The sequence below is a fragment of the Chryseobacterium sp. SIMBA_038 genome (assembly GCF_046535115.1).
Taxonomy (GTDB): domain Bacteria; phylum Bacteroidota; class Bacteroidia; order Flavobacteriales; family Weeksellaceae; genus Chryseobacterium.
This window is the reverse complement of record NZ_JAWRXH010000010.1, coordinates 54266-70051: the sequence shown is the minus strand read 5'-3', so window position 1 is coordinate 70051 and position 15786 is coordinate 54266. Positions and strand designations below refer to the sequence as shown.

The following is a 15786-nucleotide window of genomic DNA, read 5'->3' as shown; positions in this document are numbered from 1 at the left end:
TTTATATAAAAAAAACCGCTTCCAAACGAAAGCGGTTTCAAAATTTATCTAAAATTCCAATTAAAATATCGCAGGATATTTCTCGGGATTTGTTTCATTAAATAAGGCATAAATTCTTTCAACCATATCATCAGAAGATGGCTTGCTGAAATAATCTCCATCACTTGCATATGCAGGTCTGTGATCGTTTGCAGCAATCGTCAACGGATCAGAATCCAAGAATCTGAATGCTTTTTGTTTCTCTAAAATCTGTTGAAGAATAAACGCTGAAGTTCCACCTTCCACATCTTCGTCGATTACGACTAATCTGTTGGTTCTCTTTACGCTTTCAGCAATTTCGCTTGTTAAATCGAAAGGAATTAATGACTGAACATCAATAACTTCCGCAGAAATTCCTAATTTATCCAATTCTTCCGCTGCATCCATTACAATTCTCCAAGTCGAACCGTACGTTACCAAAGTAACGTCTTTTCCTTCTTTTGTAACCTCGATTTTTCCAACAGGAACAGTGAATTCACCTAAGTTATCAGGTTGTTTTTCTTTTAATCTGTATCCGTTCAGACATTCAACAATGATAGATGGATCATCACTTTGAAGCATTGTGTTGTAGAATCCGGCAGCCTTCGTTAAGTTTCTTGGAACTAATACCAAAATACCTTTTGAAAGGTTCAAAATTCCCGCCATTGGAGAACCTGAATGCCAAACTCCTTCCAATCTGTGACCTCTCGTTCTGATGATTACAGGCGATTTCTGACCGCCTTTTGTTCTGTACTGAACTGTCGCCAGATCATCACTCATTCCTTGCAAACAATACAAAATATAGTCTAAATATTGGATTTCAGCGATTGGTCTTAAACCTCTCATCGCCATTCCGATACCTTGACCTAAGATCGTAGCTTCACGGATTCCTGTATCAGCAACGCGAACATCACCATATTTTTCCTGCATTCCTTCAAGGCCTTGGTTTACGTCACCGATATTTCCGGCATCTTCACCAAAAACTAAAGTTTCAGGATATTTTTCGAATATTTTATCGAAATTATTTCTAACCACTACTCTTCCGTCTACATCCTCAGAAGCATCAGAATAAATTGGTTTGATTTCTTTTACGTTTTCAGCTTTCCACTGAGACTGAGAGTATAAGTGAGAAGAATAATTGTCTTTTTCAACCTCAAAAATCTCGTTGTATTTCTGCATCAATTGATTTCTTTCAGCAGAATTTGTTCCTCTTGTTGCCAATAAAGATTTTCTTACTAAATGGAAAACATCTTTTTTAGCTTTTGAAACTAATTTATTGAATTGATTAATATAATTTTCAATTTCAGTATTTTGTCCTTTAATATTTTCAACTAAAGGTAAAACTGATTGAATTAAATCCGTAATTGTTTTCTGATAACTTTCCCAAGCCGATTTTTGTCCGGCTTTTACAGTTTTTTTAGCTTCTTCATCTATTGCATCCAATTCTTCAACAGAAGCAATGATTTCTTCTTTTCCTTCAATTTCGATTGAATAATTCAAGATCCATTCTCTGAATTTCACCAATCCATCAAACTGAGATTCCCAAGCTAAACGATCTTCATTCTTATATCTTTCGTGAGATCCTGAAGTTGAGTGACCTTGAGGCTGTGTAACTTCAATTACGTGAACTACAACAGGAACGCTTTCCATTCTTGCAAATTGTTCCGCTCTTGCGTACGCGTCCAATAATGCAGGATAATCCCAAGCTTTCACCTGAATGATCTCGCAACCTTGGTTTTCACCTTCTTTTCTTTGGAAACCGCTTAACATTTCAGAAATATCAGCTTTTGCTCTCTGATTTTTGGTTGGAACTGAAATTCCGTAACCGTCATCCCAAATAGAAACAATCATCGGAACCTGAAGTGCACACGCAGCATTCAAAGCTTCCCAGAAATGGCCTTCTGCTGTAGAAGCATCCCCGATTGTTCCAAAAGCAACTTCGTTACCTTCTTTTGAGAATTTCTCAGAACCGTCAAATTTTACTGATTTATATATTTTTGAAGCCTGAGCTAATCCTAATAATCTAGGCATCTGTCCGGCTGTCGGAGAAATATCCGATGAGATATTTTTTTGAGCGGTAAGATCTTTCCAGCTTCCGTCCTCATTTAAGCTTCTTGTTGCGAAGTGCCCGTTCATCTGTCTTCCGGCCGATGCTGGCTCTCTTTCAACGCTTGTATCTGCGTATAACTGGGCAAAGAAACTGCCAACCGTTAAAGCATCTGCAGCTAATGCAAAAGTCTGGTCTCTGTAATATCCTGAACGGAAGTCTCCATTTTTGAAAACTTTCGCCATTGCCAACTGTGGTAACTCTTTACCGTCACCAAAAATACCAAATTTAGCTTTTCCTGTAAGAACTTCTCTTCTGCCCAGATAAGACATTTCACGAGAGATTCTTCCTAATTTGTAATCTTCAAGTATTTGATTTTTAAAATCTTGAAAGGAAATCTGCTGAGTTTCAATATAGGTTGTTTGCATAGCCAATATAAAAAATTTTTAGTTTTCGAAGTATTTTGCTAATATACACTTTTTAAATTAATTTTAATTTTTAATAATCTTTTTTAAAAATTTGATAATAAAAAAAATTGTGTTTATCTTAGAATAAATTTGTAAAGATGGAAAAAAAGTCGGGTCATATTCTTAACGCATCGAGTAACCTTTTAGGGTTTTCACTGCTAATTATTACTTCTTTAAAGATCACTAAAATAAGTGGCAATACCCATTTAGACGAATTTGCAGGAGTTGCATGCATCTTTTTTGCGTACAGTTGTTTCTTCTCATTTTTGGCCATTAGAACAACAAATGATAAGCAAGAAAGTAAATTTGAGACCATTGCGGATTATTTATTTTTAATCGCTTTATTTTGTATTGTTTTGGCTGTTATAATTGTAACTGTAAGGATTATTTAATTTTAAATTTTCAACAAATCAGACGATTTAACATAATAATTCGAAGCTTTTCAATATAAAAATTAAGACATTCTAATATAAAATAGAATTGTTTTAATTAATTATTAAAAAATATTTTATGATTTTTTTAATATAAATTTTAAATAAAGATTACAATAATTTCATAGTTATGTGATAAATCTATAATACTTTCAACCAAACAAAGTACCATATTAAGGAACAATAGCAATAAAACAATTCATAATAACATGAATTAATTTATAAAATACATCAATTTTAAGTGATATAATTAAATAATTCGCAACAAATTAACGTCAAATACAATTAATATTCATTTTTTATCGAAAAAACTAGCTATGTTTGTAAAATATTATACAAACATACACAATGAAAAAACAAATTATTTTACTCGTAACATTATTAATTAGTGCTAATCAATATGCTCAAGTTGGTATCAGAACTAGCAATCCCCAAACAGCTTTACACGTTGACGGAGCCAAAGACAATGCAGCAACGGGCGCGCCAACTGCTGCTCAACAGCTTAATGATGCCGTTGTAACATCAACAGGAAATTTTGGCCTAGGAACAATAGCTCCTACAGAGAAACTAGATATTGCTGCAGGTAACGTCCGTATTCGTGATATCAATACAAATATTGGCGTTGGAGGCACCGACAGAACCGTAGTAGCTGATGCAAATGGTATTTTAAAAACGATTAATTTTACTGATTATTCACTATTTCATGCACGTTTGGCAGGAGATCAAAGCCATACTAGCGGAGTTATCAGCACATTAGTTTTTACAACACCTCTGGCAACTTCACCTTACTATAGCTATAATACAACCACAGGTGTTCTCACTTTTAATCAGCCAGGAAATTACATCGTTACTTTGCAGGCAAGTTTTACCAATTTAGCATCAGCAGGAACACAGATTGTTTTAGGTGTACGCCCCGTTCCCGATGCCAATTATATAGCAAGAGGAAGTCACTATAATGCTGCAGTCACCAGTGGCACTATTGGAGAATTAATGAATTACACAACGTTGGTTATTATACCTACTTCAGGCTATCAAATTCGCTTTACAGCTGCTACAAATGCCAGCTGTACAATTTTAGCAACAGAAACCGGAGGAACAGGTAGCGGAAATGTCACGAATGTAACAGTGCAAAAAATTTAAAATACAAAACCAAATAAACAAAAAACGGAACTTTTATTGAGTTCCGTTTTTTTATGATAAATATTTTAATTAAAATTTTCTTTCGATAACATAATCCAACATATTGTGTAAAGATTTTCTTACCTCAGTATCAGGGAATTCATTAAGAATATCTTTTGCTTTCTGTTGAAATTCTTTCATTATTTTGATCGAATATTCCAGACCGCCTGAACTTTTAACAAAAGCGATAAGCTCTTTCACTCGCTTTTGATCGTTATTATAACGTTTTATCGTATTGAAATAATACTTTCTGTCTTTTTCGCTGGCAATTTTCAAAGTATGAATCAAAGGTAAGGTCATTTTCTGTTCCTTAATATCAATTCCTACAGGTTTTCCGATGACATTTGAACTTAAATAATCAAATAAATCATCCTTAATCTGGAAAGCCATTCCTGTATACGTTCCGAAATCCTGCATTTTCTTAGCAAGCGTTTCATCAGCATTATTGGATAAAACCCCAATCTCACAACAGGCAGCAATCAAAGTAGCTGTTTTCTGTCGAATAATCTCGTAGTAAACATCTTCCGTAATATCTAATTTTCTGGCTTTTTCCAATTGAAGAAGCTCGCCTTCAGACATCTCACGAATCGTTCTCGAAATAACGGCCAACAAATCGTAATCTTTATGGTCTGTAGATAATAAAACCGATTTCGACAAAAGATAATCTCCTACCAAAACGGCAATTTTATTCTTCCACAACGCATTGATTGAGAAAAAATTACGTCTTTTAAAACTTTCGTCCACCACATCATCATGAACCAAAGTCGCTGTGTGAATCAACTCGATCATGGAAGCTCCACGAAAAGTTTTCTCATTGACGTCGCCAATTAGTTTTGCACAAAGAAATACAAACATCGGACGCATCTGTTTTCCTTTAGTAGTAACGATAAAACGAGTTACTTTATCTAATAAAGGCACTTTGCTTTGCATTGATTCATAAAACTTCTGCTCGAAAAGTTTCATTTCCTCATTGATCGGGTGTTTGATGTCTTCTACAATATTTGCCAAAATCTACGAATGATGGATAATAATTATTAATATCACAAAGATAATTTTTTTCAGTCAATTTTAAGTTAAATTAATCTTAGAGTTTATCTTTCGGAATAAAATAAAAACTCTGCTTTGAACCTCCCAATGGCGAACTGAATTTTTCACCGGAAATATAGACTCCTTTTTCATCAACTGCAATACCCTCAATCTGCCCGATTGACAGAGAACTTCCGAGATAATAATGCTTTGGTTTTTGCTTAAAAAAGATTCCGGATTCTGTTTCATCAAAGACATCCAAAAATACTTCTGTTTTCTTTGTATAGCCTATCAAATAAAGCTTTTTATCGAAATAAGAAGCATCTGTAACAACGAAATTGGTTTTATATGACTCTATTTTTTCGGCTTTTTGTTTTTCTGAAATTTCAGGATCAACAATATAATGTGAAACCGATCTTGACGCCCATTCTTTTGAAAAAACATGCAGTTTTCTATTTAAATAAATCATTGCTTCTGCATCGTAGTCAGTATTGGTGTATTTTGGAATAAATTCTGTCTGGTCTGGATAATAGAATGAAATTATTTTAACAGAATCGTTTTTCAATTCATTATTTTGAAAAGGAACTTTATAGATTTCCAGATCTCGTCTTGTTCCGCCATTGTTTCCAAAATCTCCGATGTAAAAGTATTTTCCATCATTTGCGAGCGCTTCCCAATCTTTATTTTTAGCATTGATTTTTAAGGTATTGATAATATTTCCTGAGTTTTTATCAATCTCAAAAAGCTCGGGAGAATTTCCGCTGTCATTGAAAGTATATAGTTTATCATTAAAAAAACTTAATCCTGATGTTTCCTTTAATTTCTCATCAAGATAATTGATTCTATATTTTCTTATTTTAAGAAAATCAGATTGCTGCGAAAATGAGTAGGTGAAAATTACGGTTGTTATTATTAGGAAAAGCTTTTTCATGGAGTAAAAATAATTTTTATTTAAACACGAATTGCACGGATTTTTGCACAAATTACACAAATTTATGTGTTTACTTTATCATTTCACAAACATCTAAACTTTACAAGTTGAGATTCTTTCTTCTTCAGAAGGACAAACTGTATCGTAATATAATTCTTAGAAGAGATTTGTGAAATTTGTGAAAAACATTCGTGCTTATTTGTGTTTGAAAAATCAAGCTGATTTCTTCAATTTCTGTCTTCTATTTTGCTTTTCCAAATGTTCTTTTTGATATTGTCTAACCGTTTTTCCGGTTCCATCATGTCTCCAACCTGGAGAATTAAAAAGATAATTGATTCTGTCTGAAAATTTTAAATCTGATTGTTTGATATCTTTCCAAATTTTTCTCCATTCATAAAAAAGAACTGTATCAGGTTTGTTATCGGGCATTTTTGGATAAATTCCGTATTTCACAGGAACATTGGGATCTTCTTTTTCAAAAGTTCCGAAAATTTTATCCCAAATAATGAGACACATTCCCATATTCCTGTCGAGATATTTTATGTTACAGGCATGATGAACACGATGATGAGAAGGTGTCACCAAAATATATTCAAGAATTCCCATCGTTTTTACCGTCTGAGTATGAACCCACGTTCCGTACACCTGACCGATCGCGTAAACAACCATAATATGCCAAGGATTAAAACCTAAAAAAGCTAAGGGAGAAAAGTATAAATACCGATAAAGCGGTTGTAAAACCGGACTCCTGAAACCTGTTGTTAAATTGAAATATTCCGAACTGTGATGCGTAATATGAACCGCCCAAAATACTCTTGAATGATGATCAACATAATGAAGAACATAATACGCAAAATCTGTAATCACAAAGCAAATCAACCAATACCAGATTGTAAAATCCCTGGAAAAAATTCGGTGATTGTAGAAGAAAAACATGACCCCCATCGCGGAAACTTTCATCAAGAGATCCAGCCCGAAGTTCATCAATGCAAGAAAAACACTTGTTGCAACGTCTTTTCCATTGTATAATTTGGCTTCAGAAATATGACTGTAAATCATTTCTGCCAAAATAACAGCAGCAAGAATCGGGATCGACCAAGCATAGACATTTTCTAATCCGTCTTCACCTAAAAAGTAATCCGTCATTGTACATTAGTTTTATACAAATGTAGGATTTTAAGAAATCGTTAAGAATTAATTTTTGATTTTTTAATGAAATTTTAATTCACAGCATCAGCCGTTTTGTTGGCCAACTGTCCGCAAGCCGCGTCAATATCTCCTCCTCTACTTTTACGGATCATTACGGTGATTCCTGCATTTTCAAGCTGACGAACATAATTCTCTTCTGCCTGTTTGTTGCATTTATCATATTTTCCGTCGCCAATCGGGTTGTATTGAATTAAATTAACCTTAGAAGGAACCTGTTTACAATATCTGATCAAAGCTTTAATATCTTCATCTCCATCATTAATACCTTTCCAGACACAATATTCAAAAGTGATTACTGAACCTGTTTTTTTGTACCAATATTGAAGAGAATCCATAATATCCGTTAATGGGAATTTATCCGAAAACGGCATGATTTCGTTACGCTTAGATTCAATTGCTGAGTGAAGAGACAATGCCAATTTAACACGCAGATCGTCATCAGCCAACATTTTGATCATCTTTGGAATTCCTGATGTAGAAACGGTAATTCTTCTTGGAGACATTCCCAAACCTTCCGGCTGGGTGATTTTTCGGATGGCTTCCACTACATTTTTGTAATTCATCATCGGCTCTCCCATTCCCATAAAAACAATGTTGGAAAGCGGTCTTTCGAAGTACATTTTACTCTGGCTATCGATCAGGGCAACCTGATCTACAATTTCAGCAACTTCAAGATTTCTCATTCTTTTCAGTCTTGCTGTAGCGCAGAATTCGCAGTTTAAAGAGCATCCAACCTGTGAAGAAACACAAGCTGTAGTTCTTGTTTCTGTAGGAATTAATACAGATTCTACCAACAATCCGTCATGAAGCTTCACTCCGTTTTTGATGGTTCCGTCTGTACTTCTTTGAAGAAGATCAACAGAAACAGGATTTATAGTATATTCTTCGGAAATTCTTTCACGAAGCGTTTTCGAAAGATTCGTCATTTCATCAATCGAATGGAGATTTTTACTCCACAACCAGTCGTAAACCTGTTTCGCACGAAACGGCTTTTCTCCTAAAGTCAAAAAATAGTCTTTAAGCTGGTCTAGTGATAAAGTACGGATATCTTTCATTTGAGGGTTTAGGTATTAGGACTTAGGATCTAGGGACAAACTAAGCCCTAAATCCTATCTCCTATTATCTTTTTATAAAATTAACATTGCATCACCGTAAGAGTAGAACTTATATTTCTCTTTTACAGCTTCTTCGTAAGCTTGCATAATGAAATCTCTTCCTGCAAACGCTGCAATCATCATCAATAAAGTTGATTTTGGCGTGTGGAAGTTAGTAATCATTGTATTTGCAACTCCGAAATCGTGAGGCGGATAGATGAATTTATTCGTCCAACCATTGAAAGCAGAAATTTTCTTGTTTGAAGAAACAGAAGTTTCCAAAGCTCTCATTGTAGTAGTTCCCACAGCACAAACTCTTCTGTGCTCGTCTACCGCTCTGTTGATGATGTCTGCATTTTTCTCATCGATGATGATTTCTTCAGACTCCATTTTATGTTTAGAAAGATCCTCAACTTCAATTGGGTTGAAAGTTCCTAATCCTACGTGAAGCGTAACTTCAGCAAAATCAATGCCTTTGATCTCTAATCTTTTCATTAAATGTCTTGAGAAGTGTAAACCAGCAGTTGGTGCCGCTACAGCTCCTTCAATTTTAGCATAAATTGTCTGATATCTTTCAGCATCTTCAGGCTCTACTGCTCTTTTGATGTATTTTGGAAGTGGAGTTTCTCCTAATTCTTTTAATTTAGTTCTGAATTCTTCGTAAGAACCATCAAATAAGAATCTTAACGTTCTACCTCTAGAAGTAGTATTATCGATAACTTCAGCAACCAAAGATTCGTCTTCTGTGAAGAATAATTTGTTACCAATTCTGATTTTTCTTGCCGGATCTACCAAAACATCCCAAACGCGAGTCTCTTTATCAAGCTCTCTTAAAAGGAAAACTTCAATTTTAGCTCCAGTTTTTTCTTTATTTCCATAAAGACGTGCAGGGAAAACTTTAGTATTGTTGAAAATAAATAAATCTTTTTCATCAAAATAATCAACCACATCTTTAAATAACTTATGTTCGATAGTTTGTGTTTTTCTGTCAAGAACCATTAATCTAGCCTCATCTCTGTGCTCTGATGGATGTTCTGCCAATAATTCTTCAGGAAGATCAAAATTAAAATCTGATGTTTTCATTTTTTAAATTACGGTTTAAAAATTTAATGAAATTACAAGGTGTAATTTTCGAGTTGCAAATATACGACATTGGATACCCCTTTGTCAAGTATTATTTAACATGATATTAAAAACCGTAATATCACGGTACTTTTCAAGCCGAAAAAAGTTTATTTTTGAGAACATTAAAAAATTAAACTTTAAACACATGAGTAAGTATTCAATTGAAGCTTTCGTTAACGAAACAAAAGAGAATCCACAGGAAAGAGACTATTTCGAACTTGAAAAACCACAACTTTTAGAAATCAACCTAAACAACCAATCTGTATGGACCAAAGCAGGAAGCATGGTAGGTTACGTTGGAAATGTAAAGTTTGAGAAACAGGGAATGCTTTCCGGCGGATTGGGAAATCTTTTGAAAAAAGCAATCAGTGGTGAAGGCGCAAAACTGATGAAGGCAGAAGGAACAGGAAAATTATATGTTGCAGATGCCGGGAAAAAAGTTCGTATCCTTTATTTAAATAATGAAGCTGTCTGCGTGAACGGAAATGATGTTTTAGCTCACGAACAAAGCATTAAAAATGACATCACCATGTTGAAAAGCGTTGCAGGAATGATGTCTGGCGGATTGTTTCAGGTAAAACTATCAGGAACAGGTCATATCGCAATCACAACTCACGGTGATCCGCTGACTTTATTGGTTACTCCAGATTCTCCGGTTTTCACAGATCCGAATGCAACAGTTGCATGGTCCGGAAATCTAAGTCCTGAACTGAAAACCAACGTATCTTTCAAAAGCCTGATCGGAAGAGGAAGCGGAGAAGAATTTCAAATGAAGTTTTCAGGTCATGGTTGGGTGCTTATTCAGCCTTACGAAGAAGTTTATACGATAGAGAAATAATTATTGATGATTAATTTAAATCAGATCTTTAATAATTAATTATTTTTACAATGTAAGTAATTCAATATTGTTAAAAATATACATCCATGAAAAATTTATTGACTGTGCTATTATTGATCACTATCAACATAGCTTATTCACAACTCCAAAAAGTCGAAAAAGTAATCGATTCCTGTGTGAAGACAGACAATTTCAATGGTTCTGTATTATTAGCAAAAAACGGCAATATTGAATTGCTTACTTATAAAGGTTTAGCCAACAGACAGTATAACATTAATTTTTCTGACGAAACCAAATTTCATATTTTTTCTCTTACTAAAACTTTTACGGCAGTGCTTATTATGCAATTATACGAAAGAGGAAAAATCAATTTAGATGCTACGATTTCTACTTACTATCCTGAATACAAAGGAGAAGCTGCGAAAAAAGCAACAATACGAAATTTGTTGACCTACAGCAGCGGAAGATTTCATAAAGACATCAGTTCACCCGAATTTATTCATCAGGCTTACGACAATACAATTTGGGATCTTGATAATTTTATCACCACTTTTTTATCTGAAAAACTGATCGACAAACCGGGAACGAAATTCAGCTATAACAATGGTGACTATATTTTACTTGGAAAAATCATTGAAAAGATATACAATAAACCATTTGAAGAGGTTTTAAAGGAACAAATATTAATTCCTTTGAAAATGCAGAACACAGGATTTCTGCATCATAATGATATTGTTAAAAATATCGATGAAGGCTATTCTGCCGATGAATCCGACGCTTTCTCACTTCACATGCCTACAAATACTTATATTGATAATCTTTACTGTGCCGGAGCTATGTATTCTACTCCAAAAGATTTGTTAGTTTTTGATCAAGCAATTTTCAATCATACTTTACTTAAAAAATCAACTGTGGATACGATGCTTACTCCATATAAAGAGCTTGGAGATACTGCTTTTAGTTTTTGGGTTTATCCTAAAAAATTTGGCTTCGTAGACACTTTATTTGCAGAACGTCAAGGTGAAGGGTACGGCCACAGTGCAAATTGGGTGCATTTGATTGATAAAAATGTTACGTTAATTATTTTATCAAACACAAAAGATATTAAATATTTAAACAAAATGAGAGAAAAAATATTAACTTCATACTACGGACAGTAACATTACAAAGAAATTTGTTCTACAAAAAGACACATTATTTAAATCTTTAAGCAAAAGGACTGTTTTATAATATATAACAGTCCTTTTGCTTAAAATAGAATAAAAAGATTCGTAGATCACAATCAATTGCTTTATCCATGGTCATAATTTGATATAATTAGCTTTTTGATATTAATATTTTAATATCTTTAAAAATAAAAATACACAGATGAATAATTCCCGTAGAAATTTTATCAAAACAACAGCATTGGCAACTTTTGGCGCCCTTGTTTTGCCCAATTCTTTATTTGCTTATTCTGAAAATTTTAAATCTGACAAAAAAATTCGTGTAGGCTTCATCGGAGTCGGACTTCGAGGACGAGAACATGTAAAATTACTTGCAAAACGTAACGATGTCGAAGTCATTGCCTTTGCAGATCCCAGTAAAATCATGTTAGCCGAATGTCAGAAAATACTTAAAGACAACGGCAAGCCTGCCGCAAAAGAGTTTTCAAATGGTGAATATGATTATCGAAATCTATTAAAACAAAACAATATTGATGCAGTAGTGATCGCGACTCCGTGGGAATGGCATTTGACACAAGGTGTAGAAGCCATGCGTGCAAAGAAAATTGTAGGAATGGAAGTTGCCGGAGCAATTAAACTTGAAGACTGCTGGGAGTTTGTAAAAGCTTACGAAGAAACAAAAGTTCCTATTTTCATGATGGAAAACGTCTGTTACCGAAGAGATATTATGGCTGTTCTCAACATGGTTCGTAAAGGTATGTTTGGAGAATTGGTTCACGGAAGAGGTGGTTACGAACATGATCTGCGTGGCGTTTTATTTAATGACGGAGTTACTCCTTATAATTCGGGAGTTGAATTTGGTGCAAAAGGGTTCAGTGAAGCAAAATGGCGAACGGAACATTATGTAAAAAGAAATGGTGAACTCTATCCTACTCACGGATTAGGGCCAGTTTCCATGATGATGAACGTCAACCGTGGAAACAGATTAACAAGACTATCTTCATTTTCCTCAAAATCCGTAGGATTACATAAATATATTGTAGAACATGCAAAAGGTGGCGAAAATCATCCCAATGCAAAAGTAAAATTCCATCAGGGAGATATTGTAACCACGCAAATCGCCTGTGAAAACGGAGAAACCATCCTTTTAACTCATGATACAAGCTTACAGCGACCTTATGATCTGGGATTCAGAGTTCAGGGAACAGAAGGACTTTGGCAGGATTTCGGATCGGGAGGACCTAGTGAGGGACATATTTATTTCGAAAAAATTATGAACCACACCCACAAATGGGACAATCCTGAAAAATGGCTAACAGAAAACGATCATCCAATGTGGAAAAAATATGAAAATATGGCTACAGGAGCCGGACATGGTGGAATGGATTTCTTCGTAATGAACACTTTTATTGAATGCATCAAACGAAACATAGAATTCCCGATGGATGTTTATGATTTGGCAACTTGGTACTCTATCACTCCGCTCAGCGAAAAATCCATCGCAAAAGGAGGTCAGGCAATTGACATCCCTGATTTCACGAAAGGACAGTGGAAAAACCGTAAACCCGTATTTGGAATGACAGATGATTTCTAAAAAAACACTTCTCATATTAGCCGGAGGTTTAGGCAGCCGATACAAAGGCCTGAAACAGGTAGACGGAATTTTAGAGAACGGATCTCCTCTCATGGAATATTCTCTCTATGATGCTCTGGAAGCAGGTTTTAATAAAGTAGTTGTAGTTTTCAACCGATTTATTCCTGAAAGTTATATTGAAAGGCTTGAAAAAATTTCGAAAAACAATAATTTCGAACTGCATTTTGTTTATCAGGAACAGGAAATGTTTGTGCCCAAAAATTACGATCATTCCGCAAGACAAAAACCTTGGGGAACCGGTCATGCTATTCTTTGCGCAAAAGAGATTATTAATGAAACATTTACAGTAATCAATGCTGATGATTTTTATGGAAAAGAGGTCTATCAACTCGCTTCAAAAGAAATTGATCTTGGGAATATTTCACCATCACAATTTGAAATTGTTGCATACAATTTAGCAACAACATTGAGCGAAAATGGAACTGTTGCAAGGGGAATCTGCACGTTGGATTCTGAGGATTATTTAATAAAAGTTGAAGAGCAAACCTCGATTCGTAAAGAAGGAAATTCAATTATTTACACTGAAAATGAGAAAGATATAAAAGTTGATCCTAAAACTTTGGTTTCAATGAATTATTTTGTTTTTCATCCTGAAATTTTTGATTCTTTGGAATTATATTTTAATGATTTTATCAACTCAGATCCTTTGCCTAAAGAAGAATTTTATATTCCGTCCGCTGTTCAGAGAATGATGGATGAAAATAAGGTAAAAGTATTAGTAAAATCTTCACCCTCGCAATGGATGGGAATGACGTATGCAGACGACAAAGAAATTATTAAAAATTATCTTGAAAAAGAAATTGAAAATAACCGATATCCACAGATTTTATGGAAGTAAATCATATTGTTCAACAATTCATTACTACTGAAAATTACACCGTCAATTCTATCACAAATGGATTGATCAATGCTACTTTTGTCGTAGAAAATAAGGATACTGATCAAAAATTTATCTTACAGAGAATTAATAATCACGTTTTTAAAAATTCAAATTCAATTATCATTAATCATTTACAGGTTAATTGTCTATTGCAATCCAATGATTATCAATTAAATATAATTAAACCCATTCTTTCTCTTTCAAAAGAATTTTTAGTACAGGATGAAAATTTACAGCTTTGGAGAATGCAAAGTTTTGTAGAAAACAGTGTGACTTTTATTAAAGTTCCGTCACCGGAAATCGCTTTCGAAGCAGCAAAAGCATTCAGTCATTTTCTTGACACAATAAATACGAAAACACTTCCCAATATTGAAGAAACCTTGCCCGATTTTCTCAATTTTGAGAAACGAGTGAATGATTATAAAAATGCATTAGAAAATGCAAATCTTCAATTAATTGAAAACGCCAAAACTGAAATAGAAACTACCAACCAATTTTTGTCTTTGCCTAATAAATGGATCGAAATGGTGAAAAATAATCAACTTCCCAAGAGAATCATTCATGCCGATGCCAAAATCAGCAATATTTTGTTTGATGAAAACCATAAAGCATTAGCCGTTATCGATCTTGATACTGTGATGATTTCGACGATTTTATACGATTTCGGAACGATGATCCAATCCTACACCAACACGACAAATGAAGATGACGGAAGCGCTGAAAATAATTTTAATCCTGAAATTTATAATGCTGTAAAACAAGGATTTTTATTTCATTTAAAAGAAAAATTAACTCCGGAAGAGTCTGAGAATCTTGATTATGCAGCCCAAGTGGCAATTTACATTCAGGAGATTCGTTTTTTGACGGATTATTTAAATGGAAGTATTTATTATTCAACAAAATACGCGGAACATAATCTGGATAGAACTAAGAATCAGCTGGAACTTTTGAAAGGGTTGAATGAGTTTTTGAGCTGAAGAGGGTTTCAGGGTTGGAGAGTTTTAGAGTTGGAGGGCTTTAGAGATGCTTCGACTACGCTCAACATGACACTGCTAGAAACACAAGCCCCGCTAAATTATGCTGTTAGTATTAGAAATGTCATGCTGAGCGTAGTCGAAGCATCTCTACAAAACTGGCTAGATTCCTCCGGAATGACAAACTTTAAGTAAAATTTTAGTTAACTAATATTTATAAAAAATTCAAAATAACTTTCCATTCTTCATACTTTTTTTCAAAAGAAACCGTGTGTAACGGACTTGTTGAAGGCAATAAAATAATAGGAATTTTATAATTCTTTCCTAAAATTTTCTGTAAATTTTTATAAGATTTTCCGCCGTTGCAGAAAATAGCTTTTACGTTTGGATACTGCTCCAACAGTTCTCCAATTTGATTGGCCTCTTCATTTTTTATTTCAGAATCAAGACTTCCTTTTCTTTCGCAGGAATCGATGACATCCCAAATGGCGATATGGTGTTTCTTTAAAACAGCAATTCTTTCAGTATAATTTTGTGTAAAATCTTCATTGAATAATTCAAAAATAATTTTCCAGAATTTGTTTTGAGGATGAGCATAATATTGCTGTTTTTCTAACGACTTCACACCGGGAATTGAACCTAAAATTAGAATTTTAGACTGATCGTCAATGAATGGCGGAAAGGATGAGATTCTGTTTTGCATGATTCAAAGATATAAATTTTGGCTAAAGCCAATCGAGTACTATC

14 protein-coding genes are annotated in these 15786 nt (G+C 34.1%); 7 read left to right on the top strand and 7 right to left on the bottom strand.

Annotated features, from left to right (window positions below; all coding sequences use genetic code 11):
- Positions 1-60 precede the first annotated feature (60 nt).
- Positions 61-2493 (bottom strand): thiamine pyrophosphate-dependent enzyme, encoded by a 2433-nt coding sequence (locus SB689_RS20770; protein ID WP_410693996.1) that lies wholly within the window; start codon positions 2491-2493, stop codon positions 61-63.
- A gap of 137 nt (positions 2494-2630) precedes the next feature.
- On the opposite strand from SB689_RS20770, the gene SB689_RS20765 reads away from it, so the two are divergent.
- Entirely contained in the window at positions 2631-2924 is a 294-nt protein-coding gene (locus SB689_RS20765) for a hypothetical protein (protein WP_410693995.1), read from the top strand.
- A 387-nt stretch (positions 2925-3311) separates the two neighbouring features.
- Positions 3312-4103: a hypothetical protein gene (locus tag SB689_RS20760; RefSeq protein ID WP_410693994.1), complete on the top strand. Its 792-nt coding sequence runs from the start codon at positions 3312-3314 to the stop codon at positions 4101-4103.
- A 69-nt stretch (positions 4104-4172) separates the two neighbouring features.
- On the opposite strand, the gene SB689_RS20755 is transcribed toward SB689_RS20760, so the two are convergent.
- The 5 genes from SB689_RS20755 to queA form a co-directional block, all read right to left on the bottom strand.
- Positions 4173-5150 (bottom strand): polyprenyl synthetase family protein, encoded by a 978-nt coding sequence (locus SB689_RS20755; RefSeq protein WP_410693993.1) that lies wholly within the window; start codon positions 5148-5150, stop codon positions 4173-4175.
- A gap of 76 nt (positions 5151-5226) precedes the next feature.
- Entirely contained in the window at positions 5227-6099 is an 873-nt protein-coding gene (locus tag SB689_RS20750) for a hypothetical protein (protein WP_410693992.1), read from the bottom strand.
- 213 nt (positions 6100-6312) lie between these two features.
- Positions 6313-7245 (bottom strand): sterol desaturase family protein, encoded by a 933-nt coding sequence (locus SB689_RS20745; RefSeq protein WP_410693991.1) that lies wholly within the window; start codon positions 7243-7245, stop codon positions 6313-6315.
- A 74-nt stretch (positions 7246-7319) separates the two neighbouring features.
- On the bottom strand, positions 7320-8363 hold the full coding sequence (gene rlmN, locus SB689_RS20740) for a 23S rRNA (adenine(2503)-C(2))-methyltransferase RlmN (RefSeq protein WP_410693990.1): 1044 nt from the start codon (positions 8361-8363) through the stop codon (positions 7320-7322).
- Between the two features lie 72 nt (positions 8364-8435).
- Positions 8436-9485: a tRNA preQ1(34) S-adenosylmethionine ribosyltransferase-isomerase QueA gene (gene queA / locus SB689_RS20735; RefSeq protein WP_072410025.1), complete on the bottom strand. Its 1050-nt coding sequence runs from the start codon at positions 9483-9485 to the stop codon at positions 8436-8438.
- 187 nt (positions 9486-9672) lie between these two features.
- Here queA and SB689_RS20730 point away from each other — a divergent pair, with 187 nt between their 5' ends.
- The 5 genes from SB689_RS20730 (at position 9673) to SB689_RS20710 (ending at position 15042) form a co-directional block, all read left to right on the top strand.
- The gene (locus SB689_RS20730) at positions 9673-10365 is read left to right on the top strand and encodes an AIM24 family protein (protein ID WP_410693989.1); all 693 of its coding nucleotides are present in this window, start codon (positions 9673-9675) and stop codon (positions 10363-10365) included.
- 86 nt (positions 10366-10451) lie between these two features.
- A complete protein-coding gene (locus tag SB689_RS20725; RefSeq protein WP_410693988.1) occupies positions 10452-11525 on the top strand; it encodes a serine hydrolase domain-containing protein in 1074 nt (357 codons plus the stop codon).
- 208 nt (positions 11526-11733) lie between these two features.
- Entirely contained in the window at positions 11734-13125 is a 1392-nt protein-coding gene (locus SB689_RS20720) for a Gfo/Idh/MocA family protein (RefSeq protein ID WP_410693987.1), read from the top strand.
- Positions 13115-14023: an NDP-sugar synthase gene (locus tag SB689_RS20715; protein ID WP_410693986.1), complete on the top strand. Its 909-nt coding sequence runs from the start codon at positions 13115-13117 to the stop codon at positions 14021-14023. The genes SB689_RS20720 and SB689_RS20715 overlap by 11 nt, the downstream gene beginning before the upstream one ends.
- A complete protein-coding gene (locus SB689_RS20710) occupies positions 14014-15042 on the top strand; it encodes a phosphotransferase enzyme family protein (RefSeq protein WP_410693985.1) in 1029 nt (342 codons plus the stop codon). The genes SB689_RS20715 and SB689_RS20710 overlap by 10 nt, the downstream gene beginning before the upstream one ends.
- A gap of 211 nt (positions 15043-15253) precedes the next feature.
- Here SB689_RS20710 and SB689_RS20705 read toward each other — a convergent pair whose 3' ends face one another.
- Positions 15254-15742, bottom strand: coding sequence for a DNA-deoxyinosine glycosylase (locus tag SB689_RS20705; protein WP_410693984.1), 489 nt, complete (start codon positions 15740-15742; stop codon positions 15254-15256).
- Positions 15743-15786: the final 44 nt, after the last annotated feature.

Bases quoted from the DNA above. Each gene is read 5' to 3' on its own strand.
- rlmN (WP_410693990.1), bottom strand. From the start codon at position 8,363: ATGAAAGATATCCGTACTTTATCACTAGACCAGCTTAAAGACTATTTT.
- SB689_RS20720 (WP_410693987.1), top strand. From the start codon at position 11,734: ATGAATAATTCCCGTAGAAATTTTATCAAAACAACAGCATTGGCAACT.
- SB689_RS20730 (WP_410693989.1), top strand. From the start codon at position 9,673: ATGAGTAAGTATTCAATTGAAGCTTTCGTTAACGAAACAAAAGAGAAT.
- queA (WP_072410025.1), bottom strand. From the start codon at position 9,485: ATGAAAACATCAGATTTTAATTTTGATCTTCCTGAAGAATTATTGGCA.
- SB689_RS20770 (WP_410693996.1), bottom strand. From the start codon at position 2,493: ATGCAAACAACCTATATTGAAACTCAGCAGATTTCCTTTCAAGATTTT.
- SB689_RS20710 (WP_410693985.1), top strand. From the start codon at position 14,014: ATGGAAGTAAATCATATTGTTCAACAATTCATTACTACTGAAAATTAC.
- SB689_RS20715 (WP_410693986.1), top strand. From the start codon at position 13,115: ATGATTTCTAAAAAAACACTTCTCATATTAGCCGGAGGTTTAGGCAGC.
- SB689_RS20750 (WP_410693992.1), bottom strand. From the start codon at position 6,099: ATGAAAAAGCTTTTCCTAATAATAACAACCGTAATTTTCACCTACTCA.
- SB689_RS20725 (WP_410693988.1), top strand. From the start codon at position 10,452: ATGAAAAATTTATTGACTGTGCTATTATTGATCACTATCAACATAGCT.
- SB689_RS20705 (WP_410693984.1), bottom strand. From the start codon at position 15,742: ATGCAAAACAGAATCTCATCCTTTCCGCCATTCATTGACGATCAGTCT.
- SB689_RS20760 (WP_410693994.1), top strand. From the start codon at position 3,312: ATGAAAAAACAAATTATTTTACTCGTAACATTATTAATTAGTGCTAAT.
- SB689_RS20745 (WP_410693991.1), bottom strand. From the start codon at position 7,245: ATGACGGATTACTTTTTAGGTGAAGACGGATTAGAAAATGTCTATGCT.
- SB689_RS20765 (WP_410693995.1), top strand. From the start codon at position 2,631: ATGGAAAAAAAGTCGGGTCATATTCTTAACGCATCGAGTAACCTTTTA.